The sequence below is a fragment of the Longimicrobium terrae genome, assembly GCF_014202995.1.
Taxonomy (GTDB): domain Bacteria; phylum Gemmatimonadota; class Gemmatimonadetes; order Longimicrobiales; family Longimicrobiaceae; genus Longimicrobium; species Longimicrobium terrae.
Map to the genome: position 1 here is coordinate 53,561 of NZ_JACHIA010000001.1, position 23,081 is coordinate 76,641.

18 protein-coding genes are annotated in these 23,081 nt (G+C 69.4%); 8 read left to right on the forward strand and 10 right to left on the reverse strand.

Translation table 11 applies throughout. The annotated features are described in order from the left end of the window. The first annotated feature begins 191 nt into the window (after positions 1-191). Positions 192-488, forward strand: a complete 297-nt coding sequence (locus tag HNQ61_RS00245) for a DUF6916 family protein (RefSeq protein WP_170039337.1) — start codon at positions 192-194, stop codon at positions 486-488. 78 nt (positions 489-566) lie between these two features. Here HNQ61_RS00245 and HNQ61_RS00250 read toward each other — a convergent pair whose 3' ends face one another. The 7 genes from HNQ61_RS00250 to HNQ61_RS00280 form a co-directional block, all read right to left on the reverse strand. Continuing rightward, positions 567-3,950: a beta strand repeat-containing protein gene (locus HNQ61_RS00250; RefSeq protein ID WP_183685481.1), complete on the reverse strand. Its 3,384-nt coding sequence runs from the start codon at positions 3,948-3,950 to the stop codon at positions 567-569. Between the two features lie 421 nt (positions 3,951-4,371). Next, a complete protein-coding gene (locus HNQ61_RS00255) occupies positions 4,372-4,860 on the reverse strand; it encodes a GNAT family N-acetyltransferase (protein WP_170039340.1) in 489 nt (162 codons plus the stop codon). A 110-nt stretch (positions 4,861-4,970) separates the two neighbouring features. Beyond that, a complete protein-coding gene (locus HNQ61_RS00260) occupies positions 4,971-5,498 on the reverse strand; it encodes a phage tail protein (protein WP_170039341.1) in 528 nt (175 codons plus the stop codon). Positions 5,499-5,512: 14 nt separating this feature from the next. Continuing rightward, the gene (locus HNQ61_RS00265) at positions 5,513-6,034 is read right to left on the reverse strand and encodes a phage tail protein (protein WP_170039342.1); all 522 of its coding nucleotides are present in this window, start codon (positions 6,032-6,034) and stop codon (positions 5,513-5,515) included. 16 nt (positions 6,035-6,050) lie between these two features. Further along, the gene (locus tag HNQ61_RS00270; protein ID WP_170039343.1) at positions 6,051-6,554 is read right to left on the reverse strand and encodes a phage tail protein; all 504 of its coding nucleotides are present in this window, start codon (positions 6,552-6,554) and stop codon (positions 6,051-6,053) included. 115 nt (positions 6,555-6,669) lie between these two features. Continuing rightward, complete coding sequence (locus tag HNQ61_RS00275; protein ID WP_170039345.1) at positions 6,670-12,243, reverse strand: beta strand repeat-containing protein; 5,574 nt, start codon at positions 12,241-12,243, stop codon at positions 6,670-6,672. A gap of 324 nt (positions 12,244-12,567) precedes the next feature. Then, on the reverse strand, positions 12,568-13,827 hold the full coding sequence (locus tag HNQ61_RS00280; RefSeq protein ID WP_170039347.1) for an aminotransferase class I/II-fold pyridoxal phosphate-dependent enzyme: 1,260 nt from the start codon (positions 13,825-13,827) through the stop codon (positions 12,568-12,570). 1,086 nt (positions 13,828-14,913) lie between these two features. On the opposite strand from HNQ61_RS00280, the gene HNQ61_RS00285 reads away from it, so the two are divergent. Together HNQ61_RS00285 and HNQ61_RS00290 are read left to right on the forward strand one after the other, a co-directional pair. Next, positions 14,914-15,636: a hypothetical protein gene (locus tag HNQ61_RS00285; protein ID WP_170039349.1), complete on the forward strand. Its 723-nt coding sequence runs from the start codon at positions 14,914-14,916 to the stop codon at positions 15,634-15,636. Positions 15,637-15,656: 20 nt separating this feature from the next. Beyond that, a complete protein-coding gene (locus tag HNQ61_RS00290; RefSeq protein WP_170039351.1) occupies positions 15,657-16,148 on the forward strand; it encodes a BON domain-containing protein in 492 nt (163 codons plus the stop codon). Between the two features lie 249 nt (positions 16,149-16,397). Here the strand turns inward: HNQ61_RS00290 and HNQ61_RS00295 are convergent, their stop codons facing one another. After that, positions 16,398-17,069, reverse strand: a complete 672-nt coding sequence (locus tag HNQ61_RS00295) for a BON domain-containing protein (protein WP_170039353.1) — start codon at positions 17,067-17,069, stop codon at positions 16,398-16,400. A gap of 128 nt (positions 17,070-17,197) precedes the next feature. Here HNQ61_RS00295 and mobB point away from each other — a divergent pair, with 128 nt between their 5' ends. The 4 genes from mobB to HNQ61_RS00315 all read left to right on the forward strand — a co-directional run bounded on the left by mobB (position 17,198) and on the right by HNQ61_RS00315 (position 21,039). Continuing rightward, positions 17,198-18,373, forward strand: a complete 1,176-nt coding sequence (gene mobB / locus HNQ61_RS00300; protein ID WP_170039355.1) for a molybdopterin-guanine dinucleotide biosynthesis protein B — start codon at positions 17,198-17,200, stop codon at positions 18,371-18,373. Beyond that, positions 18,363-19,658 (forward strand): molybdopterin molybdotransferase MoeA, encoded by a 1,296-nt coding sequence (locus HNQ61_RS00305; protein ID WP_170039357.1) that lies wholly within the window; start codon positions 18,363-18,365, stop codon positions 19,656-19,658. Before mobB ends, HNQ61_RS00305 begins: the two co-directional genes overlap by 11 nt. Positions 19,659-19,751: 93 nt before the next feature. After that, the gene (locus HNQ61_RS00310) at positions 19,752-20,744 is read left to right on the forward strand and encodes a hypothetical protein (RefSeq protein WP_170039359.1); all 993 of its coding nucleotides are present in this window, start codon (positions 19,752-19,754) and stop codon (positions 20,742-20,744) included. 109 nt (positions 20,745-20,853) lie between these two features. Further along, positions 20,854-21,039 carry a hypothetical protein gene (locus HNQ61_RS00315; protein ID WP_170039361.1) on the forward strand — a complete coding sequence of 62 codons (186 nt, stop codon included), beginning with the start codon at positions 20,854-20,856 and terminating at the stop codon, positions 21,037-21,039. A gap of 78 nt (positions 21,040-21,117) precedes the next feature. Here the strand turns inward: HNQ61_RS00315 and HNQ61_RS00320 are convergent, their stop codons facing one another. Continuing rightward, positions 21,118-21,333 (reverse strand): dodecin, encoded by a 216-nt coding sequence (locus HNQ61_RS00320; protein WP_205762138.1) that lies wholly within the window; start codon positions 21,331-21,333, stop codon positions 21,118-21,120. 196 nt (positions 21,334-21,529) lie between these two features. On the opposite strand from HNQ61_RS00320, the gene HNQ61_RS00325 reads away from it, so the two are divergent. Further along, the gene (locus tag HNQ61_RS00325; protein ID WP_183685479.1) at positions 21,530-21,964 is read left to right on the forward strand and encodes a hypothetical protein; all 435 of its coding nucleotides are present in this window, start codon (positions 21,530-21,532) and stop codon (positions 21,962-21,964) included. Between the two features lie 123 nt (positions 21,965-22,087). Here HNQ61_RS00325 and HNQ61_RS00330 read toward each other — a convergent pair whose 3' ends face one another. Then, positions 22,088-22,867, reverse strand: a complete 780-nt coding sequence (locus HNQ61_RS00330; protein WP_170039363.1) for an inositol monophosphatase family protein — start codon at positions 22,865-22,867, stop codon at positions 22,088-22,090. Positions 22,868-23,081: the final 214 nt, after the last annotated feature.

A 23,081-nucleotide genomic window follows, 5' to 3' on the forward strand; every position in this document is an offset into this window, starting at 1 on the left:
TGGGCGGCGCGGCGAAAAGCTTATCGGTTCCCGCCTCCCCGCGACAGGGACGCGGCTCGACGCGCGCGGCCGCGCCCGGGATGTGCCGGTGGTCGAAATCCATCGAGGAACGTAGATTCCGTCTGCGATACGGCTCCCGCCCCGGGCCGATGCCCGCCTGATCATCCCCGCCGCCCCATCCAGGACAGCTCATGCTCGAAACGTTTTCCATCGACACCTTTCAGCCCCGCGTGGGCGAGATCTTTCACTTCGTGGTGGGCGACGCGCGGCTGCCCACCAAGCTTACGGAAGTGCACCGCTGGAGCGACGCATCGGCCAACGGCCGCCCGCGCCAGCCGTTTTCGCTGATCTTCCATACCGTTCCCGACGCGCTCGTCCCCCAGGCCATGTACAGGGTGGAGCACGAGGAGATGGGCGGGTTCGAGCTGTTCCTGGCCCCCATCGGCCCGGATGAGCGCGGGATGCGCTACGAGGCCGTCTTCACCTGATCGCGCTTCGGACGAGGATGAGAGAAGGGGCGGACGGCTGATGCCGTCCGCCCCTTCTCGTTTCGCGTCAGCCGCCGGTCAGGGCTGCGGGCACCCCGCACCGCCCACGAACCCGCCTCCACCGGTGGCCACCGCGTTCTGCGCGAGCCCGGTGGGCGTTCCGCCGTTGCGCGCCTGCTCAAAGGCGACCACGGCCGCGTTGTCCGCGTTGCCGCCCGCGTATCCGGGCAGCCGCACGGTGGTCAGAAAGCGCTGCCGCAGGCGCAGATCCGTGCCCGCCGCCCCGCCCGATCCCGAGCCCGTGACGGCGTTGGCCAGCGACCCCGGGCCGCCCAGATCCACGCAGACCTGCGGATTGTCGCTGGTGATGAGCCCGGCGTTCAGGTGAATGCCGTTCTTGGCGGTGGGCGCGGTGCCCGGCTCCGCGATCACATTGCTGGTCACCGTGGCGTTCAGCGTCCCGTTTCCGCCAGCGGACGCATCGCCGATCTGCAGCAGCACACCCTGGTTGTTGTACTGCCGCACCTGGTTGCCCGTGACGGCAACCGTGTGCGATCCCGCGCCCACCGAGGTGAGGCTGATGCCAGAACCCTGCTGCGAACCCGAGTTGGCGAAGCCGGCCACGCCCACCGTGTTGCCGCGGATGACGCCGGACACGGTGCCCGTGCCCACCCCCTCCTGAACCGACAGCGCCGATCCCACGGCATCGCGGAAGCTGTTTCCGGAGATGTCGTACGTCAGCGCCGCGGCGCCGCCGCCCGTCTCCAGTGCCACCCCGCCCGCACCGGGCACGATGGCGGGATGGGTGTTGCCGAAGCTGTTGGAGCCCAGCACCACGTCCCCCTGCGCCGATCCGGAAAGCGCCACCCGCAGCAGGTTTACGCGTGCGCCGGTGAACTGGCTGTTCTGCACCGTCACGTTCACCACGGCCGAGCCGGAGCCCAGGATGGAGACGCCGTCCCCGCCCGTGGCCGCCGCGTTCGCGGCAAAGGTCGCGGACGACAGGGTCAGCCGGTTCAGCACACCGGAGCTGTTGGCCACGCGCAGGTTGTCTTCCACGGATCCACCGATGAACGATCCGGTGATGGAGGACGAGCCGAGGAGGTTGTGGAAACGGATCCCCGCCTCGTCCGCGGCGGGGCTGTCGCCGTTGTTCAGCACGGTGGATTCGGCGAGCGCGAAGCCGCTCACGTTTTCTCCCGCGATCCCGCTTCCCAGGTTGTCGCGGATGATGACGGACGCGAGCGACACGCCCGACACGTTCTCCATCCGCACCGCGTCACCGCTCATGGACTGGATCGTTCCGCCGCTGCCGGCCGATCCCGTTCCCGTCACCTGCAGCGTGTTGGCGCCGCCGGTGTTCTGCAGCACGATTCCGTTTACGCCATCGGCCGCGGCAATGGAGCGGAAGCTGAGCCCGGCCGCGCCCGTCGTGGCATCCACCACGCGCAGCGCCGTTCCCGCGGAGGTCAGGATGGCGTTCCCCGCCCCGGTCACCGTCACTACGCCGCCGTCCGTCGCGCGGAAGCCGTCACCGCTGGTCGTGGTGATGGCCAGCCCGCCGCCGGCGAACTGGATCGCAGCGGAACCGTTGTCCGCCAGCGTGACTCCGGTGGAGGCGCCGGTGCTGATCACCTTGGAGGCGCCGGTGAAGGCGATGGTCCCCGCCGCGTTGTCCTGCACCAGTATCCCCGCGCCGGTGTCGTTCAGCGAGCCGCTGAGCGTCAGCACGCCGCCCGTGCGCCCGTCGACGCGCGCGGTGCGAACCGTGGAAACGACATCGCCTGCGTAGGTGACGATCCCGTTGCCGCCCGCGACAAGCACCGCGGGACCCGCGGCCCCGGTCAGCAGCCCGCCCGTGGCGGAAAGCGTCCCGCCCACGTTCACCAGCCGCAGCCCGTTCGCCCCGCTCCCGGTGGACGACACACTGCCGAACGCGGCCGCCGCCGTCCCGTTTTCCAGATCCAGCGCCGCGCCGCCGGTGGCGTCCACCGACACCTGCGCCGCGGTGAACGTCCCGAAGCCGTCACCCGCGATCCCCGCTCCATCGCTGGTGGCGACGCGCACGCCCTGCACCGTGTTGTTCGTCGCCAGCTGGATTCCCGTCCCGGCGGTCGCGCGGGCTAGGTTGGGGGTTCCCGCCGGGGCCAGCAGCGTCACCGTGGCGCCGTTGAGCACCACCTGGATGGGGCTGGTGATTCCCTCGCCCGTAAGCGACTGTCCCGCCTTCATGATGAAGCCCTCGTCGTACCCCGCCGCGCCGCCGTTCCCCCCGCGGACGAACACCGTCTCCCCCGCGGCCGAGGCGCTCTCCGCCGCCTTGAGCGTCGCGAAGGGCGAGGCGTCGCGCCCGTCTCCCGCCACGCCCGCGCTGTTGTCCACGTACCACACGCGGTAGGCGGACGATACCGTGGCGACGGCGGTGGAGGTCGCCTGCCCGTCCGTCACCGTGTACGCAAAGGTGTCTGCGCCCGTGAACCCGGCGGCGCTCAGGTAGCTGAACCCGCCATCCGCGGCCAGCGTCACCGTTCCGCCCCCCGTGGTGGCGTACGTCCCGGCGACGGCGGAAAGCGAGTTGCCCTCCGCGTCCGTGTCGTTCGCCAGCACGCCGGGCGCGGCAACCGGAACCGTCACGTTGCCGATGGCCTGGAAGGTGTCCGCGGCCGCGACGGGCGGTGTGTTGGGGTTCAGCACCGTCAGCATCGCGGAGCCGGACGAGGCACCCGACGTGGCGGTAATCGTGGCGGTTCCAACCCCGGTTCCGGTCGCCAGTCCGCTGCCATCCACCGTGGCGACGGCTGCGTTGGAGGTGGTCCACACGACTGCGGCGGCGGGGAGAGGAGCGCCGTGCAGGTCCGGCACCGTCGCGGTGAACTGCTGCGTCGCGCCGGTGTTGATGGTGGCCGACGCGGGCGACACCACCACCTGCGCCGCGATCCCCGTCTCGATGCGGAACTTGATGGGGATCGTCTGGCCCGCCTTCACCGCCACGAACTGCGTTTCATCCACCGAGTGCTTGTCCTTGCCGCCCGACACCACGTCCGCGTCCGCGTACCCGAGGCGGAACGCGCCCACGAACACCTGGATGCGGTAGAACTTGTCGGGATTCAGCGACTTGGAGGTGTGCCAGTTGGTGATGTAGTGCTCCGCGCCCGCGTCCACGCGCACGGACGACGATCCGGTGCCGAACGAAAAGCTCGCGACCGTGGCGCCGCACAGGCTTCCGGCCAGCTCGCAGATTTCTACCCGAGGCTGCAGCGTGGCGTCGAACGTACCGGAGGGCGCCGCGCCCTTCACCGTGGGGGGAAGAAAGTAGAAGCCCGGCGCGGCGGCGCTGTGCGCGGCGTCGACGATGGCCAGCGACGGATCGCCGTCGGGGGCCACGGGAGAGGTGGCGTCGCCGGTACAGGCGGCGAGCGCCAGGAGGAATACCGCGGAGGCGGCACACTTTGCACGGATCATGGAGCGACTCCGGATTCGGTGAACGTCGGGTGTACCGCCGGAAACCCGCCGGATCGTTCTCACGCTGGCGCGAGACGAGCGGCGATGGATGTCGAGACGTTTTCCGGTGCGGTTGCAGAGGCCGGGATGGGGAGGAGAGTTCCGCGCGCGGCCGCACGCGCCCATCCCGGCACCCGACGAAAATGCATCATGCGAGCCGGGTATTCCTCGCGTTCGAAGCGAACGAAAATCCAGCAACCGCGCCGTTTCGCACCCTTCGCTCCCGATTTCCGCGCTCCTCTTCGGGACATTCATTCCACACACACTGAGACACGATCAGAACAGGTGTCGCAGATCTTCCCCGGTCCACCCCGCACGAAAAGGCTCGCATCCGCCGGATGCGAGCCTTTTATCATCACATCGGAGCCGTGGCGGCGCGCTGTCAGCCGGCGGCGACCGCCGCGGGCGCGCGTTCCATGCGCAGGTACACGCCCCGCACCTCCGCCTGCACAAAGCCCAGCCGCTCGTACAGCCGCCGCGCGGGATTGAATATCTCCACGTGGATGCTGACCTTGCGGCCGCTGGCGTCGCCCTCGGAAAAGAGCGCGCGGATCAGTTCCGTCCCCAGACCGCCGCCGCGCAGGGCCGGCACCAGCGCGATGTCCACGATGCGGATGTCGCCCGGCCAGCGCGCCACGTACAGCCGCCCCACCGGTTCGCCGTCACGCACGATCAGATCCCACGAGGTGTCGCTGTAGTTTTCCCGCCAGAACTGGTGCTGCGCGTGGAACTGCTGGTGCACGAACGCCGCCTTCTGCTCCGGCGTCCAGTCCACCTGCTTCAGTTCCTCCTCGCGCGTAGTGGCGTACAGCGCGAGCAGAAACGGCATGTCGCCGTCGGTGACGGGGCGCAGCGTGATCGTTGGATTCATCGAAATGGACGACCGGGAGGACAGAAAAGGCTAGTTACGAAGAAACGGTGTCTGCGCAGGCACAAAGAGGGCGGCCACCGGGCCGCCCTCTCTGCTCATTCCACCGCGGATTACGGCCGCTGCGGAAAGATGCCCTGCATGGCGATGCAGAAGTTGAGCGTCAGGTACGGCTGCATGTTGTTGTGCGGCAGCCCGCCACCCGCGGGGGGAAGCACCTGGGGCGCCATGGTCCCCAGGTTCGCGGTGGACGGCTGATACGCGAACGCGTTCTGCGAAACCGCCAGCGAGCGCGTCGGGCCGGGGATGTTCAGGTCCGCCGGATCGATGTTGTTGGCGTTCAGCGTGTGCACGTGTACCGGGATTTCAGACACGAGCAGGGTGATGGATTCCACCCCGGACTGCTCGCCCAGGTCGCGCAGCGAAAGCCCCTGCCCCTGGCCGGGCTGCATGGGCGCGGAACCCTGCAGGTTCGGCAGCGCAAACGTGCTCTTGCCGTCACCGCCGTAGGTGGTGCCGAGCAGCGCGAACAGCGCGGTATTCTGCGAAATCGGAAGCAGCTGGCCGTTGCAGAACGCCCACCCCGTCGGGGCGAAGGTAAACGGAAAGATGCGGACTTCCGCGAGAAACTGGTCTGACATGTGGGCGCTCCTCCTCAGGTCGGGCTCGGGAAGACCCCGAACAGGGAGATGATGTGGTTGACGCAGAGGAAGGGCTGCGTGTTCTCGTGCGGCTGGCTTCCGCCCTGGGGGGTGATGGCCTGGTTGCTCATCTGCCCCGTGGGATCGCCATCGTAGTAGAGCTGAACGCTGCCCGTGGGCTGCGCGAGCATGCCGCCCACCGGCGTGCTCTGGTTGCCGGCGGTCGCGGCCGCCAGCGGGGTGTGCGTGTGAAGGGGAATCTGCTGCGAGGTGAGCGTCTCCTGCTCCGTTCCCGCCATCTCCCCGATCTGGTACGTGGTGCCGTCCGGGCCGGTGCCCATGTGGATGGGAACGCGGCTGGCCAGGTTGGGGAGGTTGAAGGTTTCCTGCCCATCTCCGCCGTAGGTAGTGCCGATCAGCTGAAACAGGACGTCGTTCTCGGAAATGGGCAGCGTCTGCCCCTCGCAGAACATCCAGCCGTTGGGGGCGAAGTTTCCGGCGAACAACCGGATTTCGCCCACGTAGGGTTGTGCCATGGGTACGGTCTCCGGATCAGTTCTGGGAGGGGAAGATGCCCTGCAGCGCGATGATGAAGTTCAGCGCCAGGTAGGGCATCATGTTGTTGTGCGCCTGGCTGCCTCCCACGTTGCCCACCGTCTGCGGATTGAGCGGGGTAAGGGCCGTCGGCGTGGTAACGTAGCTGTTGTTTACCGGAGCTAGGACCTTGCTGGTCGGATCGGCCGAAACACCCGTGGAAATGGGCGAAGCCTGGAGCAGGTGGACGTGCGTGGGAAGCTGCTGGATGTTCACCGTCACGCTGGTGCTGCCGGCCGTTTCGCCCAGCGTGTGCCCGTTGCCCACGTGGATGGGCACGCGCCCGCGCAGGTTGGGAAGGGCGAAGTTGGTCTGGCCGTTGCCGCCGTACGTGGTGCCCAGGAGCGCAAACAGCGCCTGGTTCTGGTTGATGGGCAGCAGCTGCCCGTTGGCCAGCGCCCAGCCCTTGGGTGGAAAGTTGAACGAGACGAGCTTGATCTCGCTCAGGAATGGCTCTGACATCCTTGCTCCTGTACGGATGGTGTGTGGGGTACCACGGGGGACCTGCAGAGCCCTGCACCTGCCACGAAATTCCCTCCCGCGGCGGGCGCCGCGGGAGGGAATTCCGCGTCCTGCGTTACAGCGACGGCTGCGGGCAGGCCGAGCCGGCCGGAACGGTGTTCAGAATGCCGGGGCCGCCGGCGGATACGTTGTTGGACGTCACGGCGACCGTGCCCGGGTTGCGCGCCACGAGGTAGGCGTTGATGGCCGTGTTGTCGCTGTTGCCGCCGGTGTAGCCCACCAGCCGCATGGTGGTCAGGAACCGCTCGTTGGGACGGATGCGGTTGTTGAAGTTGGTGATGGAGTTGCCCAGTGCGCCAGCCCCCCCCACGTCCGCGCACATGACGTCGGTGTCGCCGGTCACCCGCCCCGACTGCACCACGATGCCGCTGCGCGCCGACGACGCGGTTCCTTCTTCGGCGATGTTGTTGCCGGTGATGGTGGCGTTCATCGTACCCGAGCCGCCGCCGCCCACGTCGTCGCCCAGCAGCGTCCAGATGGCCTGGCTGCCGTTGATCTGGCGGATGACGTTGTTGCTGATCCTGACCGTGGTTGCGTTGGGCCCGGCGTGCTGCACGAAGATGCCGGTGCCCGTCGCCGAACCGGAGTTGGCCACCCCCGACGTGCCGATCGTGTTGCCGCTGATCGTGCCGTTGAAGTAGGTGTTGCCCTGGTTCTTGTCAGCGCTGACCGCGGTGCCGTCCGTTCCGCTGATCTGGTTGTTCGAGATGTTGAACGACAGGTTTCCGCCGTTCACCTCGATGCCGCCCGCCGCCGCCAGCGCCCCGCTGGTCTGCTGCACCCGGTTGTTCTGGATGAGGGCGGTGGAGGCGCCGGCCCCCGTCTGCACACCCACCTGAATGCCGTTGCCCCACCAGTAGGTCACCGCGTTGTCGCGGATGCGGACGTTGGCCGAGCCGTCGCCGATGATGGCCTGCAGCCCGCTGCCGCGCACGTCCGACGTGCTTCCCTGCATGGTGCTCACGGTGTCGTTGGCCAGCACCAGCGAGTCCACCACCGGGGCCGTGCCCGAGGTGTTCTCCAGGCGGAAGCCGTTCATGGCCGCGCCGTCCAGCCGCGAGTTCTTGACCGTGATTCCGCCACCCGCGTCTACCAGCCGCACCGGGCCTTCGCTGAAGGTGCCGCTGTTGCTGGTGCCGTGCGTGCCGGTGAAGCGGACGTGGTTCAGGTTCATCCCGCGCACGCCCGTGCCGAACAGGCCGTGGTTCTGGTGGCCGCTGAACGCCATCCAGTTCAGGTTCACGTTGCGCGCGCCGTTCAGGTACACGCCGTTGCCTGCCGAGGCGCCGTCGCTGCCGGTGGTGTTCTGGATCGTGCCGCCGGAGCCGGCGGCGCCGCCGAAGCCCGTCACCTGCAGGCCGTTGCTCGTCCCCGTGCCGCTGAGCACGATGCCGTTGCTGCCGCCGTTGGCGCTGATGCTCCGGAAGGTGAGCCCGCTCGCGCCGATGGTGGTGGCGCTCACGTTCAGCGCGATGCCGCCCGTGGCCGCAAGCGTGTTGTTGCTCCCCGTCACCTGCACCGTGCCGCCGCCCGTGGCGTTGAAGCCGTTGCCGGTGGTGGTGGTCACCACCAAGCCGCCGCCGCCGAACTGGATGGTGGCGCCCGTGTTGTTCACCAGGTTCACCGCGTTCGCCGTGGACGTGCTGAGCACCTTGGTTTCCCCCGCGTCGCCGGTGAAGGCGATGGTTCCCCCGGTGTTGTCCTGCACCAGGATTCCCGCCACTGCGTTGTTGTTCTTGGTGAACGAGCCGGCGTAGCTGAAGGTCGGCGCGCTGTTGCTGATGTTCACCAGCGCGTTGACCGGATTGGTGATGCTGGCGTCCGCGTTGAACGAGAATGTACCCGACGAGTTGTTGGTCACGTCGATGCCTGCGTCCGCACCGGCCACTCCGTTGGACAGCGTGGTGGCGCCGGTAAAGGCGTACGTGCCGTCGGCGTTGTTAAACTGCAGCCCGCTGCCGTGGGTGGCCGTAACCGCGCCGGAGACAGTCAGGCCGCCGCTGTGGCCGCCGCTCACGCTCACCGTCGCCGCGTTGGCGGCCTGGAACAGCGTGGCCCCCACGTTCACCGCCGTGGCCGAGCCGCCGCTGATCAGCACCGTCGGCCCCGTGGTGTTCTGCAGGCTACCGCCCACCGTCTGGAAGCCGGCGCCGGTCACGTTGGTCAGGCTGATGCCGTTGGCACCGCCCGTGGTGGAGACGCTGGCGAACGACACGCCCTCCGTCCCCGTGCTCACGTTGGCCAGCACCACCGGCGTGCCGTTCATCGACGCGGCCGTGTTGCCGGGGCCCGTGATGGACAGGGTGCCGCCCGCGGTCGCCGATAGAACGGTGGCGTTGTTCGGGGTGCTGATCGCCAGCCCGCCGCCGCTGAAGACGATGGTGGCGCCCGGATTGGTGGCCAGCGTCACCGCGGGGGTGGCGGTACCGATGGACTTGGACCCACCGCTGAAGGTGATGGTGCCGCCCGAGTTGCCGGACACCGAAAGCCCCAGCCCGCTGGCGGTGATGTTCCCCGACACCGTCACCGCGCCGCCGCTCACCCCGGCGACGGAAACCGGCCGGCCCGCGTTGGCGCTGATCGTTCCCGCGTAGGTCACGTTCGCCGCCGACCCGCCGTTGGCCACGTCCAGCGCCGTCCCGGTCGGGTTGGTGATGCTGGCCCCGGTGCCGAAGCTGATGGCGCCGCCCGAGCCGCCGGTCACGTCCACCCCGGCGTCGCCGCCGTTCAGCGTCGTGGTCCCGTCAAAGGCGTAGGCGCCGTCAGCGTTGTTGAACTGAATGCCGGTGCCGGTGCTCGCCTGCAGCGTTCCCGTGTTGAAGGTCAGCGTGCCGGTGTGGCCGCCGCTCACCGCCACCAGCGCGGCGTTGCTGGCGGTCTGCGACAGGCTGCCCTGGATGGTGGGGCTCACCGAGCCCGCGATCACCGCGAAGCCCGTGGACGCCGCGTTGGTGATCGATCCGCCCGCCACGGTGAAGGTGCCGGCGATGGCGTTCAGGATCACGCCGCTGCTGGCGCTGGTGGCGGAGGACAGCGACGAGAAGCCGCCGTTCACCGTTCCCGTCAGCAGGCTGAGCGCCGGGCCGCCCGTGGCCGACACCGAGGTGCCTGCCGACGTCAGCGTGCCGAAGCTGCTGCCGAAGATTCCCGCGTTGCCCCCGTTGCCCGCGCCGGTGACGGCGACGCCGTTCAGCGTGGTGGCCGTGGTGCTGGACAGCGAGATGGCGTGGCCCGCCGGGCTTGCCACGTTCATGAACTCCAGGGTGGCCTGCGGAACACCCGTGATGGAAACGCCCGCGCCGGTCGCGCCCTGGATGGTGCCGCCGGAGCCCGCGGTCGATCCGTCGCCCGTCACCTGGAAGCCGTTGCCGGTCAGGTTGGCGGCCGCGATTCCGTTCACCGCGCCGTTGGACGACACGCTGCGGAAGCTGATGCCGCTGGTGCCGGTTCCCACGCCGTTCAGCGTCAGCGCCGTGCCGGTGGTGGAGGCGATGGTGTTGTTGGGGCCGGTCACCTGGACCGTGCCCGCGCCCGTGGCGCTGAAGCCCGCGCCGCTGGTGGTGCTGATCGCCAGCCCGCCGCCGCCGAAGGTGACGGTGGCTCCGGTGTTGGAAGCCGCCGTGACCGCCGCGGTGGCGCCGGTGGAGATGTTCTTGGTGGTGCCCGTGAACGACACTTCGCCGCCGGTGTTGCCCGAGGCGGTGATTCCCTTGCCCGTCAGCGCCAGGGTGCCGGAAAGCTCAACCGCGCCGCCGCTGGTGCCCGTCACCGAGATGCCGTCGCCGGCGTCGGTGATGGCGCCGGACAGCGTCACCGCGCCGCCGCTGCGTCCGCTGATCCCCACCGCCAGCCCCAGCGCGTTGCCGATGCTGCCCGGGTAGGTGATGGTGCCCCCCCCGCCGCTGACCGCGAACGCGGTGCCTTCCGCGCCGGAGATGGATCCGCCCGTGGGAGCGATGGTGCCGCCCACGTTCGTCAGGCTCACGCCCGTGGTCTTGCTGTTGGTGGAGCTCAGCAGGTCGATGGTGCCGGCGACCGTGCCGTCCGTCAGGTTCAGCGCCGGGCCGCGCGGGTTCAGCGAAAGCTGGCCCACCGTCAGCGTGCCGAAGCCGCTGCCCGTGATGGCCGCGCCGTCCGCCGCCGTGATCCCCACGCCCGCGATGGTGTTGTTCTGCGCCAGCGTCACCGTGGCGCCCGCGTCCTCGCGGGACAGCCCCGGCGCGCCGCCGGCCGTGAACACCGTCAGCGTCGATTCGTTGTACGGCCCGCGGGTGATGGGGGCGGGAATGCCCTGGCCGATGATGGCCTGGTTGTCTTCCAGCAGCCAGGCGCCGTTCAGGTCCGTGGCGCCCGCCGCGAGGACGAAGATGGTGTCGCCCGCTTCGGCCGCGACCTGCGCGTCGGCCACGCTGCCGAAGGGACGGCTGTCGCGCCCGTCTCCGGCGCCGCCCGCGCGCACGTACCAGTAGTTGCTGTCATCCACGTCCACCACGGCCAGCGCGGGCAGGGTGCGCACGCCGTCGGTGACGAAGTAGCTGATGGTGTCGCGCCCCGCAAAGCCGCTGGCGCTCAGGTAGGTGTAGCTGCCGTCCGCCCGCAGAACCGCCAGGCCGCCCTTGGCCGTGGTGATGGAATCTTCCACCACGTCCAGGTTGCCGTCGTCGCTGTCGTTGGCCAGCATGCCGTGCGCCGAATCCACCGGCGTCGTCACGTTGCTCAGCGCACCCGCGGAGTCCGGGGTCACCACCGGCGCGTTGTCGACGATGACCAGCGTGGAATCCACCCGGCGGGTGTTCCCGTCGTTCACGGCGCGCACCCACGCGGTGCCCTGCGTAACGGCCGCGATTTCCGCGGTCGTGTCGCTCAGCGCGCTGACGGTGACGACGGAAGGGTTGCTGCTGGTGAAGGTGACCGAACGCGAGACCGAGTCCCGGGCGCCCACCACCGTGCGCACGTCGGCCGTCAGTGTGTCGCGCTGCCCGACGTTCAGCAGCGTGGTATCCGGCGACAGGCGCAGGAATCCTTCCGGATACCGCACATCCGCCGCGATGTACATCTTGAAGGCGATCCGCTGCACGCCGGGGTCGTAGCGCAGCTTCCACGTCTTGGGAAGCGACACCTCGCCCGAGTCCAGGCCGCCCGCGTACTGGTAGTACGGCCGGTCTTCCGTCAGGTAGATCTCGTTGCCGTCGGGGTTGCCCACGTCGACCGTCCCCGTGCCCACGCTGGCGTACGGCTCCTGGTAGAAAAAGGCGCGCACGCCCTCCGCGTCCACCGCACCGGTGGAATCCACGCCCAGCGCCTGCGGAATCAGGTTCTGCACGGTGGCGTCGAACGCCAGGGTGTCGGGGGCGATGTTGCGGACGTTGCTGCTGCCCAGCCGCACGTACACGCCCTGGTTGCCCAGGATCAGCCCCGAGGCCGAACCGGCCGAAGCCGCGGAAGGACGGCACTCCAGCGTGCCGCCGCTCACGTTCAGCGAGCAGTCCAGCGACTGCAGCGCGTCGTTGGGCGTGGGGGGCCGGGGCGGATTGCCTCCGGTCTCAGGCGCAATGGGATTGCCCGCATCGCTGCAGGAAACCGCGGCAAGCAGGCCCGCCAGGAACAGGGCGCGTCTACGGATTGACATGAACCAACTCCGGCCGATAAAGGGCACAGGGGAGGGATGCGACCGACCAGGAAGGCGGTCCGGAGACACGCCCGAAAGGAGGGAGGCAGACAGCCGCAGCGGTTTCAGGGCATGGCTTCGCCACGACCGGAACCGACTGCGACGCGTCAATGTCTCACATGCGGCTATCGGCGTCAAGAGTTTGTGTATCAGCAGCTTCCGCGATCTGGCGCGTTGCTGCGATGGCACGAAAACGCAAATTGGGACACGTCTGGTACACCGAATCGAAAAGGCCCGTCCGCACGCGGCGGACGGGCCTGAAATGTCTGCTTCGATGCGCGTCCGTCAGACGCTCGCGGGCCCGCGGGACAGCGCGCGGGCGATGCGCTCCGCCGCTTCGGCCAGGCGGCTTTCCGGCTCGATCAGGGCAAAGCGCACGTGCCCCTCGCCCTCCGGCCCGAACCCTACACCGGGCGACACCACGACGCCCGCCTCGGCCAGAAGGAAGCGCGCGAACTCGATGGAACTCACCCCGCGGAACGCTTCGGGGATGGCGGCCCAGATGAACATCGTCGCCCGCGGCGCCGTCACCGGCCACCCAGCGGCGTGCAGGCCCTTCACCAGCGCGTCCGCGCGGCGGCGGTACACCTCGCGCGTTTCGCCCACGCACTCCTGGCCGGCGCTGAGCGCGTGCGCGGCCGCGATCTGAATCGGCTGAAAGATCCCGTAGTCCAGGTAGCTCTTGATCTTGGTCAGCGCGCCCACCATCGCCGCGTTGCCCACGCAGAAGCCCACGCGCCAGCCTGCCATGCAGTACGACTTGGACATCGAAAAGAACTCCACCGCGATGTCGCGCGCGCCGGGCACGGCCAGCACGCTGGGCGGGTCTTCGCCGAAGCCGAAGTCCGCGTAGGCGAAGTCGTGAATCAGCAGCAGCCGGTTGCGGCGGCACACCTCCACGGCGCGCTCAAAGAACCCGGCCGGCGCCTGCAGCGTGGTGGGGTTGTTGGGAAAGGACAGGACGAGCACCTTGGGCGGGTTCTCCGCCGTACTGCACGCTTCCTCCACCGAGGCGAACAGCGCGTCGGCGTCCACGTATCCTTCCCCGCCATCGGTGAGCGGCAGCGTGTGCACCCTGCCGCCCGCGAAAACCACGGAGTAGGTGTGGATGGGGTACGCCGGCACGGGCACCAGCACCGTGTCGCCGTCGCCCAGAATCGCCAGCATCAGGTGCGCGATCCCTTCCTTGGCGCCGATGGTGACCACCACCTCCGACTCCGGATCCAGCTCCACCTTGTACTTCTCGCGATAATGGTTCGCGATCCCCTCCCGCAGTCCGTAGATGCCCCGCGAGGCGCTGTAGCGGTGGTGCTGCGGATCACCCGCGTGCGCCACCAGTTCCGCGACGATGTGGCCGGGCGTGCCCAGGTCGGGGTTGCCCATTCCCAGGTCGATGACGTCCTCGCCCGCGTCCATCCGGTCGCGCTTTTCCGCGTTGATCTGCGCAAACACGTACGCGGGCAGACTGCCGATGCGCGAAAACGCCGCGCTGCTGGTGGGCGGCCACGCGGGCGCGGACGTGGAACTGGATGACGGGACCGACATGGCTTCTCCGGCGTTGAGTGACAAGGGATTCCTCGCCCGGATGCAGGTTTCTCGCCGACAAACAGGGCGAATGCACCGTGGATGAATGTCTGATCACGGGTGTCGGCCGCGGCACGGACGGCCCCACATCCATCATGCTCAAAACGACGAGCCCGCCCGGCGGACCGGGCGGGCACCACCGCCGCGTTTGACGCCACGCGCAGCACACGCGTCACGAACAAGCGCGCGAACGATGATCTCCCGGCACCGTACGCCCACCCTTGGTCGGCCACCAGCGCGGCGCACGTCACCCGGCCGCGTATCGCCGCCCTCCTGTCTTTCGCTCCTTGCACACCGCCGTTCATCCGCCGCCCGCTGTAACGGACGCGCGGCGGATGGAGCGCGGGCCGGCCCCGGGCGCGGATGGCGTACGGTGTCTCTCCCCGAAAAACGCGGAAAACTCAGCGCGAGCGCCACCCGCGGCACCGCCCTCCGCATCCGCGCGGCGAGGCTCGCCACCTCCCGAGCACATATCCGCCTCCAGCAACTGGACTCCTCACGAGGACCTCGATCGGAGCAACGCCATCGCACGTCACCATCTTCCGCCACCCGCACTGAACTCTCCCTCACAGTCCACGCAGGTGGACTTCGTGTCCTTCGAGGCGCGGTTTCAACCGCCGGGCTGATCCCCGCCGCCCGTGGCCCATCCCGAAACGCACCCGCACTGAAACTCTCCCCCAAGGTCCGCGCAGGCGGACTTCGTGTCCTTCGAGGCGCGGTTCAACCGCCGGGCTGATCCCCGCCGCCGCGCCGGACTCGAACCGCCGTCATCCGCCATCCCCGCCGGACCCGATCCGCGCCCTTTCCCGTCAGGGACGACCCGGACCCGTTCCCGATATTCGCGCCCGAACCGCTCACCCGGAGGCGGCGGATCGGCGCGGGCGGCGGAGGGCGCAGAACTCCGCGCGCGTCCTTCGCTTGCCGCTCCCCGGAACAAACCCTACCTTCGGGCCGGTACTAGCGGCGGTTCCCGGCCTGGGGACCGCCCGTACGCCGCGGCGGACCGGTTCCGCCGCTTCGTTTTTTTCATCGACCGCAAGACCAACGATGACGCGAGTTCCGCGCACCGCGCTTCTGCTGGCCGCCGCCTTCGTGGCGCTGGCCCGTTCCGCCTCGGCCCAGAGCGTTCCGTCGCCCATCCGCGACGTGACAACCACCCAGGGCGTGCACGTCTTTACCGGGATCATGTTTCCCGAGCGGGGCGTGCAGATCACCGACAGCACCGAGGTCAACTTCGGGCCCAAGGTCGCCCCGCTGGTGGGCGTTTCGTACGAACTGCGCGCCACCGGCGGCCTGAACTTTCAGCTGGCCGTCAGCTTCAGCCCCAGCGAGCGCCGCCTGTTCACCCCCGAGTACGTGGCCGACTCCACCCTCGTGGAAGCCATCGACACCGGCGTGGACGTGCCCAGCGCCATCCTCATGACCGACGCGGCGCTTCTGTTTCACCTCACGGGGCCGCGCACCTGGCACGGCCTGGCGCCGTACGTGCTGGCCGGCGGCGGCATCGTGGCCGACATTCGCGGAACGCTGCAGGACGAGGCCGACCTGGACCTGGAAGGCGGAGAGCTGTACCGCTTCGGCCCCACGTTTGCGTTGCGTACCGGCGTGGGTACCGACTGGTTCGTCGGCGACAACCTGTCCATCCGCGCGGAACTGCAGGGCCGGCTGTGGCGCACCTCGCCGCCCGACGCGTTCGTGCTTCCCGTCCGGGACCTCTCGGAGTGGAACCAGGTGGGCGCGTTGACCGTCGGGGGTGTGTTCCACTTCTAAGCAAGCGTCAGGAGGGCGGCATGGCCGCGAAGTACACGGGGGACATCTTCGATTTTTCGGGGATGACGGACGACGAGCTGTACGACGCGGTTGTGCAGCACCTGCAGGAGCACCCGGAACTGGACGCGGGGTGGATCGAGGTGCGCGTCGACGCGGGCCACGTGACGCTTTCCGGCCGCGTGGGCGCGGATTCCGAAATCTCCGTCGCCGAGCAGGTCGTCACGGAGCTGATGGGGATTCAGGAGTTCACCAACGAACTCATGGTCGATGAACTGCACCGCGGCCAGGCGCCCGAGGCGGCGGACGATTCGGTGATGCTGGACATGGAGACCGATTCGCAGATGGGCGACGTGAACGACAGCCAGTCCGACACCGCGTCCCACCTGGTGGAGAACCTTCAGGGGCAGATGTACGGCACCCACAGCGTGCAGGAAGCCGTGGAAGAGGGCGCGTCGTACGAGCCGCCCGACCGTCCGCTGGGCGAAGGCTACGGCTCGCGCGAAAGCCACTGAGCCGGTCGCGTTACTCCGATGTGAAAAGCGGGTCCCGGGCTTCGGCGCGCCGGGACCCGCTTTTTCGTTCGTGCCGCCGGATCCGCAACTGCCGTTTCACACGGAGGCCACGGAGGATGCACGGAGGTCACGGAGGAACGGCAACAGCAAGTCTCACGCAGAGAAGCAGAGCAGCAGAGGGAACTTCTCCGCGGCTCTGCTTCTCTGTGTGAGACCCTTGTTGTCGTTTTCCGGATGTGAATCCCGGGCTCAGGGCTCGGTGCTGCTTCCGGACGAGGTCTGGGGAAGAAGGTCGCCGTGCGCGTCACCCGGGCCCTGGGCATTCACCGTCAGCCGGGTGATCACGCCGCGCACGCCTTCCGTCTCCCACGCATCGTCCCAGGCGTAGCGAGCTTCCAGAAAGTCGTCCACCTCGCCCGTAAGCGTCACCACGCCCTCTTCCACCGACACCTGGATGCGGTCCACGTCCAGCCACACGTCCTCGAACAGGCGCTGGCGAACGGCGTCCAGGATCTCGTCGTCATCCAGTTCCACGTCGGTGTCGTCCAGCTCGTAGCCCCAGCGGTCACCGTGGTGCGGCTCGCGGTTCAGCTCCGGATGACGCTGGTACGCGGACGGCGGCAGAAACGGCGCGTTCGCGTTCCCGCCCCCGAAGTCCCCGCCGTAGCCGGCCCACCCGCGTCCCCGCGACGGGGCCGCGCCGCCGCCGCCGTATCCCCCGCCCTGCACGGGATACGGATCGAATCCGGGGTAGCTCTCCCCGTACACGCCACGATCGTAGCGGTCCGGCTGCTCCCATCGGCCGTACCGCGGCTGCCCGCCGCCCTGCCCGCCACGAAATCCGTCGTAGCCGCCGCGGCGCGCCGGTCCCGGCTGCCGTTCCCATCCACCGCCAAAGCTGTACGGATCGTACCCGCGCATTGCTCCCCCTCACACAAGGTCCCCGGTCAGTTCCCGGGCGGCCGGGCGCGCAAGACCCGTTCCGGCGCCGGGTTGATCCGCCGCACCGGCGCGGGTTAGGTTGCGCCCGCACCCCGAACCCCGCACCCATGCCGCCGCCAGCCGAACTTTCTGCCCCCGAACCGCTGGGCGTCCTGCTGGCCGGGGGCGCCAGCCGCCGCTTCGGTTCGTCCAAGGCATTCGCGCGCGTCGGCGGGCGCACGCTGGCGGAGCGCGCGCGCGACACGCTGGCGGCCGCGCTCCCCCAACTTGTCGTCGTCGCCAACGAGGCGGGATACGAGGGTCTGGGCCTCCCCGTCCACCCGGACGACCGGGCCGGGGTGGGGCCGCTGGGCGGATTGGCGACCGCGCTCCGCCTCGCCGTGGAGGCCGGGCGTCCGGGGGTGATCGTCATCGCCTGCGACACGCCGTTCATCCCGGAGGCGCTGCTGCGCGCGCTGTCGGACCGGGCCCGGGCGGATGACGTGGACGCCGTCGTGCCCGAGAGCACCGGGCGGCGCGGGATGGAGCCGCTGTGCGCGTGGTATTCCGTCCGCGCGCTGGCGGCAATCGACCGAATGATGGACGAGGATGACCTCGCGCTCCATCACCTGCCGGAGCGGGTTCGCACCGCGCGCATTCCCCTGCACGAGGTGCGCGCGATGGGCGATCCGGCGCGCATCTTCTTCAACGTGAACACCTTGGACGACCTGAACTCGGCGGAAGACATGGAGCGCGCCGTGCCGCCCGCGGTGTGCATCGTCGGGCGCAAGAACAGCGGAAAGACGACGCTGGCGGTCGCCGTGCTGGCGGAACTGCGGCGGCGCGGGCTACGCGTGGCCAGCATCAAGCACGGCCATCACGACTTCGAGACGGACCAGCCCGGGCGCGACAGCTGGCGCCACTTCCACGAGGGCCAGGCGGAAGCGACCATCATGGCGGGAACGGGCAAGATCGCGCTCACCATGCGGATGGACGGCGACCCCGATCCGCGCGCGCTGGTCCGCGACTTCTTTGCGGGGCGCGGCTACGACGGGGTGCTGGTCGAGGGATGGAAGCACGGACCGTTTCCGCGCATCGAAGTATTCCGCCGCGCCGTGCACGATCGTCCCCTCCACGACCCCGCCCAGCCCGATCCGCTGCTGATCGCGATTGTGACGGATACGGAGATGGAGGCCGCAGTGCCCGTCATCGTCATGGACGCGGATCCCGCGGGCGAGCATGTGCGGCGGGTGGCGGATCAGGTGCAGGCGGTCTTCCGGGTCGGAGGCGGCGATGGGCGCTGATCGCGTGGCGGACTGGATCAGCGGCGGCCAGGCGCTGCGGCGGATGGTGGACGGCGTGCCGCGGCTGGCGGCGGAGGTGCGTCCGCTGCTGGATACGCTCGGCCGGGTGCTGGCGGAAGACGTGATCTCGCCGGTGGACCTGCCGCCGTGGGACAACAGCGCCATGGATGGATTCGCCGCCCGCGCCGACGACGTGCGCGGCGCATCCGGGGCCTCTCCCGTCACCCTGCGCGTGGTGGACGACGTGCCGGCCGGGCACTTCGCCGCGCGCGCCGTCGGCCCCGGCGAGGCGATCCGCATCATGACCGGCGCGCCGGTACCGCTGGGCGCGGATGGCGTGATCCGGGTGGAGCACACCGACGGCGGCACCGCGATCGGCACGGCGGAGGGGCGCGTGGTGATCCGCTCGGACGCGGACGCGGGGCGCAACGTCCGACCGCGGGGCGAGGACGTCCGCGCGGGCAGCACCGTCCTGCGCGCGGGCGACGTGCTGACGCCGGGCGCGCTGGCGGTGGCGGCGGGCGCGGGGCGCGACTCCCTTTCCGTCATCCGCCGGCCGCGCGTGGCCATCCTCGCCTCCGGCGATGAGCTGGTGACGATGGCGGAATACGATCAGGTGCTCGCCGGGCGGCGCATCGTATCCACCAACAGCTACGCGCTCGCCGCCCAGCTCGCGGAGGCGGGAATGGAGGCGGTGGTGCTGGGGATCGCGCGGGACACGCGCGCCAGCCTGCGTGAGCACCTGGCCGCCGCCGCAGGGTGCGACGCACTGATCACGACAGCGGGCATCAGCGTGGGCGAGCACGACCACGTAGTCGCCGCGCTGGAGGAACTGCGCACTGATCTCGCCTTCTGGCGCGTCCTCATCCGCCCGGGAAGCGCGATGGCGTTCGGGCGGGTGGAGGGGCTGGGCGGCATTCCCTGGTTCGGCCTTCCCGGCAATCCCGTATCGACCATGGCGACATTCGCACTGTTCGTCCGCCCCGCGCTGCTGCGGATGGCCGGGCACGCGCGCGTCCATCTGCCGAGCGTGGAGGCGACCTTTGACGCCACGTACGCCGCGCGCGGCGAACTGATGAACTTTCCCCGCGTCCGCCTGCAGCGCGCCGCGCAGGACGCCTTTACCGCCACACTGACGGGCGGCCAGGGGAGCGGAATGGCATCGTCCATGGCCGCCGCGGACGGGCTGGCGATCGTCGATGCGGGACGGGACGTGCGCCCGGGCGATGCGGTGCGCGTCGTCCTCCTCTCCGGCGCGCCGCTGACGGAAAACGCGCCGTTCTGAACCGCGCGCACGTCATGGTGGCGCGGCGGAATCCGCGCGCCTATCCTTGCTCGTCTCCGCTCTTCCGCCGCGCACCTTTTCCCCGCGCCTCTGATGATCCGGCTCGCCCCATTCCTCGCGATCGCCCTCGGGATCGCCATTCCCGCCATCGCGCAGCCCGAGCGGGAAACGTCCGCGGACACCACGCTTCCCGCCGCGCTGCTCGCGCAGTTCCGCGCGGACGCGGCCGCCATGGAAGAGGAGGCGAGCTATCTCGACCTGGATTCCGTCCCCGTTCCGGTTCTGGTGTACGACCGGGTAGATCTGAACGGGGATGGACGAGAGGAAGTATTCCTTTCCGGCCTGGGACGGTACTGCGGCGCCTCGGGCAACTGTCCGCTGTGGATCTACCAGGCGCAGCCGGAAGGCGCGTGGCGGCGGATTCACGCGGACGGAGGATTGTCCGCCAACCCGCAAGCCGCACGCACCAACGGGTTTGCGGACATCCTTGTACCCGCGCACTCGTCGGCCGCGGAAATGTATCTGACGGAATTCGCGTTCGACGGCGAGCAGTACGTGTGGTCGGGCACCACGCTGGAGGTACGCGGAGACAGTGATGAGGACGAGATGATCGCCTTCCAGGTACGCAGCCCGGTTCCGCCAGGGCCGCCAACCATCTCGCCCCTGCGGACGGTCACTCTGGAGCCGATGATGGTGGATTCCGCGCGGCGGATCACCCTTGCCGCCACGTACACGACGTGCGTGGCGAATACGGTCGAGGAAGCGTGCTTTCCGGCGCGTTTCATCCTGAACACGCCAGGAACGGCCTCCGGCGGCAGGTGCTTCACGGTGCACATCGCCGACTTCGCGGATGCCGAAGACGAAGTAAGGCAGGTCGGAGAACCGGTCTGTGAGCAGGAGCGGTTCGGCGTGACCACGCTCAGCCCCACGCGCCCCCAGCTGGAATCCATCTTCAATGCCGCGGCGGTGGAACTGCGTTCCGGCGCGCTCACGGTGCGCATCCGCGAGTATCCGCTGCAGGGCGTGCAATCCTTTCTGCTGGCGATGTACACGGTGGACGGCCGCGAGCCGCCGTCGCTGAACTGACCGGGCCGGACCGCCCGCCGCCGCACCCTCTACGCGGGGCGGTTCTCCGATGCCGCCACGGCGCGGGCGTTGCAGACCGGCGGCGCGAACCCCAACCAGACGCGAGAACATGGCCCTGGGTCCTGATCCAAATCGCTTTCAGCCCACCGATCCGGAGATGCAGCCGGAGGACTACAAGCACGGCGACAGCATCGGCGATCTGAAGTCGTCGCGGCTGGGCATGCCGCTGTGGGCGTCCGTGCTGATCGCCGTCGTTGCCGCGGGTTTCATGCTGTACCTCGCCTTCCGCGGCTGACACGCGTCGCGCGCGTGACGGAAAACGGCCGCCCTCGTACAGACGGGCGGCCGTTTTCATCATCGAAAGAACCAGGGATCAGCTCTCGTTGTCTTCCAGCTTGAACCACAGCTTGAGCTTCACCTGGTACTCGCCCACCTCGTTGCCCTTGATGTAGCCGCGCTGCTCCACGACTTCCAGCCATTCCAGGTTGCGCATGGATTCCGCCGCGCGCTTCACCGCGCCGCGCGTGGCGTCCTCAAAGCTCTGCGCCGAGGTTCCCACCATTTCGATCGACTTGTAGACGCCGCTCATCATCATCTCCCGTTGCGTGATCCGGACTCGGTGTCCGGCCGGGCGCACAGGGGGCAAGGCGTGTTCCACCAGCGGATCGCGCCGTCGAAAAGGGATTGACCCGGCGCACCGAATCCGCCAACGTACGGCCGCACCCTGCGCCGTGGCGCGCCAGTCCCGCCCGCCCCTCCGACTGACGGTTTCCGATCCTTCGACAATGACGCTGCGGACCTTTGTGGCCCCGGATGGGGACGAGTGGCGCGCCTGGCAGGTGATTCCCACCCTGCGCCTGAACGATCAGCTGCTGGGGGAGCGGCGCGGGCAGGACGTGCTGGCGTACGACGGCCCCGAGCGCCGCGGGCCGGAGTCGCTGCGCGCGAACGTGGCGGATTACGTACAGCCGCAGCTGGCGTCCGGCTGGCTCTGCTTTGAATCCGACCGCGAGAAGCGCCGGATCGCGCCTCCGCCCGCGGGGTGGGACAGCTGCTCCGACGCGGAGCTGGCGGACATCTGGTCGCGCGCGCTTCCCGCGCCCAAGATCGCGCCGCGGCCGTGGGCCAGCCGCAAGTCCGCCGAGGCCGCGGCATCCGCCGACGAACCATCCTCCGCCACCAACGCGCAGCCCGCCGCCGATCCGCTCACCGCGGGCTGACATCGGCCACGCGCGGCGATCGACGCCTCGGGGCGGATCGGCATCGACCGGCCACACGGAATGCGCCACGGGGGCGCCGGCGATGATCGCCGGCGCCCCCGTTCGCGTATCCGCCCGAACCGCTCAGCCGTGCAGCAGAAGGTCCGCCGCGGCGGCGTGCAGGCGGCCGTTGGTAGCCAGCGCCGGCGTCCACGCGCCGACCGCCGCGCCGTCGAACTGCGTGAAGCGTCCGCCCGCCTCGGGGAGGATCACGGCCATGGGCGCGTAATCCCAGTACGAACCGCTGATGGGGTCGCAGAGCAGGTCCACGCGCCCGGTGGCGGTCAGGAAGTACCCGTATCCGTCACCCCACGTACGGGTGAAGCGGGTGGCGCGCATCAACCGGTCAAAGCCGGCGCGGTGGGCGTCAGTGGAGCGGTCGCGCCAGTACTCCAGCCCCGACGTCACCATGCGCGCCTGCGCCAGGTCGTCGCATTCGGAGACGCGGGCGCGCTCGCCGTTGTGCCATGCGCCCGCGCCGCGCGCCGCCACCAGCGTTTCGCCGAGCATGGGAAAGTGGCACAGGCCCAGCGCGGGGTCGCCGTGAATCTCCAGGCAGAGGAGGACGCAATACAGCGGCACGCCGGAGCTGAACGAGCGCGTACCGTCGATGGGGTCCACGATCCACCGGCGGCCGGAGCGCGAGGGCACGTCCTGGCCCTCCTCGCCCACGATGCCGTCGTCGGGATACGCATCCGCAAGCGCCTGGCGGATGTACGCCTCGGCCGCGAGGTCGGCGGCGGTGACTTCGCTGCCGTCGCTCTTGAAGCTCGTGGTCACGCGCCCGAAGTGCTGGCGGGTGATTTCGCCGGCCTCGCGCGCAATGCGCGAGGCGAAGTCCATCAACGGATCGAAGTCGGTCATGGGCGAGGTGAAGGACAAAAACGGCTGGTTCGGTTGATGGATCGCGCGGCGACAGCCCGCTCTACATCGACATGTCGATCTCGATCGAGATAAACGGCGCAGGTGCGCTTCGGACGCTTGGGTGCTCGCGTCCGCCTGGGAGGCCCCTCCCCCGGCCCCTCCCCGCTCCCCTCCCGGCCGAAGCAGAAGCGCGCGCGAGGGGAGAACTGCGCTT

Bases quoted from the DNA above. Each gene is read 5' to 3' on its own strand.
- HNQ61_RS00305 (WP_170039357.1), top strand. From the start codon at position 18,363: ATGGGCGCTGATCGCGTGGCGGACTGGATCAGCGGCGGCCAGGCGCTG.
- mobB (WP_170039355.1), top strand. From the start codon at position 17,198: ATGCCGCCGCCAGCCGAACTTTCTGCCCCCGAACCGCTGGGCGTCCTG.
- HNQ61_RS00260 (WP_170039341.1), bottom strand. From the start codon at position 5,498: ATGTCAGACCAGTTTCTCGCGGAAGTCCGCATCTTTCCGTTTACCTTC.
- HNQ61_RS00250 (WP_183685481.1), bottom strand. From the start codon at position 3,950: ATGATCCGTGCAAAGTGTGCCGCCTCCGCGGTATTCCTCCTGGCGCTC.
- HNQ61_RS00295 (WP_170039353.1), bottom strand. From the start codon at position 17,069: ATGCGCGGGTACGATCCGTACAGCTTTGGCGGTGGATGGGAACGGCAG.
- HNQ61_RS00265 (WP_170039342.1), bottom strand. From the start codon at position 6,034: ATGGCACAACCCTACGTGGGCGAAATCCGGTTGTTCGCCGGAAACTTC.
- HNQ61_RS00310 (WP_170039359.1), top strand. From the start codon at position 19,752: ATGATCCGGCTCGCCCCATTCCTCGCGATCGCCCTCGGGATCGCCATT.
- HNQ61_RS00275 (WP_170039345.1), bottom strand. From the start codon at position 12,243: ATGTCAATCCGTAGACGCGCCCTGTTCCTGGCGGGCCTGCTTGCCGCG.
- HNQ61_RS00270 (WP_170039343.1), bottom strand. From the start codon at position 6,554: ATGTCAGAGCCATTCCTGAGCGAGATCAAGCTCGTCTCGTTCAACTTT.
- HNQ61_RS00330 (WP_170039363.1), bottom strand. From the start codon at position 22,867: ATGACCGACTTCGATCCGTTGATGGACTTCGCCTCGCGCATTGCGCGC.
- HNQ61_RS00315 (WP_170039361.1), top strand. From the start codon at position 20,854: ATGGCCCTGGGTCCTGATCCAAATCGCTTTCAGCCCACCGATCCGGAG.
- HNQ61_RS00285 (WP_170039349.1), top strand. From the start codon at position 14,914: ATGACGCGAGTTCCGCGCACCGCGCTTCTGCTGGCCGCCGCCTTCGTG.
- HNQ61_RS00325 (WP_183685479.1), top strand. From the start codon at position 21,530: ATGACGCTGCGGACCTTTGTGGCCCCGGATGGGGACGAGTGGCGCGCC.
- HNQ61_RS00290 (WP_170039351.1), top strand. From the start codon at position 15,657: ATGGCCGCGAAGTACACGGGGGACATCTTCGATTTTTCGGGGATGACG.
- HNQ61_RS00280 (WP_170039347.1), bottom strand. From the start codon at position 13,827: ATGTCGGTCCCGTCATCCAGTTCCACGTCCGCGCCCGCGTGGCCGCCC.
- HNQ61_RS00320 (WP_205762138.1), bottom strand. From the start codon at position 21,333: ATGAGCGGCGTCTACAAGTCGATCGAAATGGTGGGAACCTCGGCGCAG.
- HNQ61_RS00245 (WP_170039337.1), top strand. From the start codon at position 192: ATGCTCGAAACGTTTTCCATCGACACCTTTCAGCCCCGCGTGGGCGAG.
- HNQ61_RS00255 (WP_170039340.1), bottom strand. From the start codon at position 4,860: ATGAATCCAACGATCACGCTGCGCCCCGTCACCGACGGCGACATGCCG.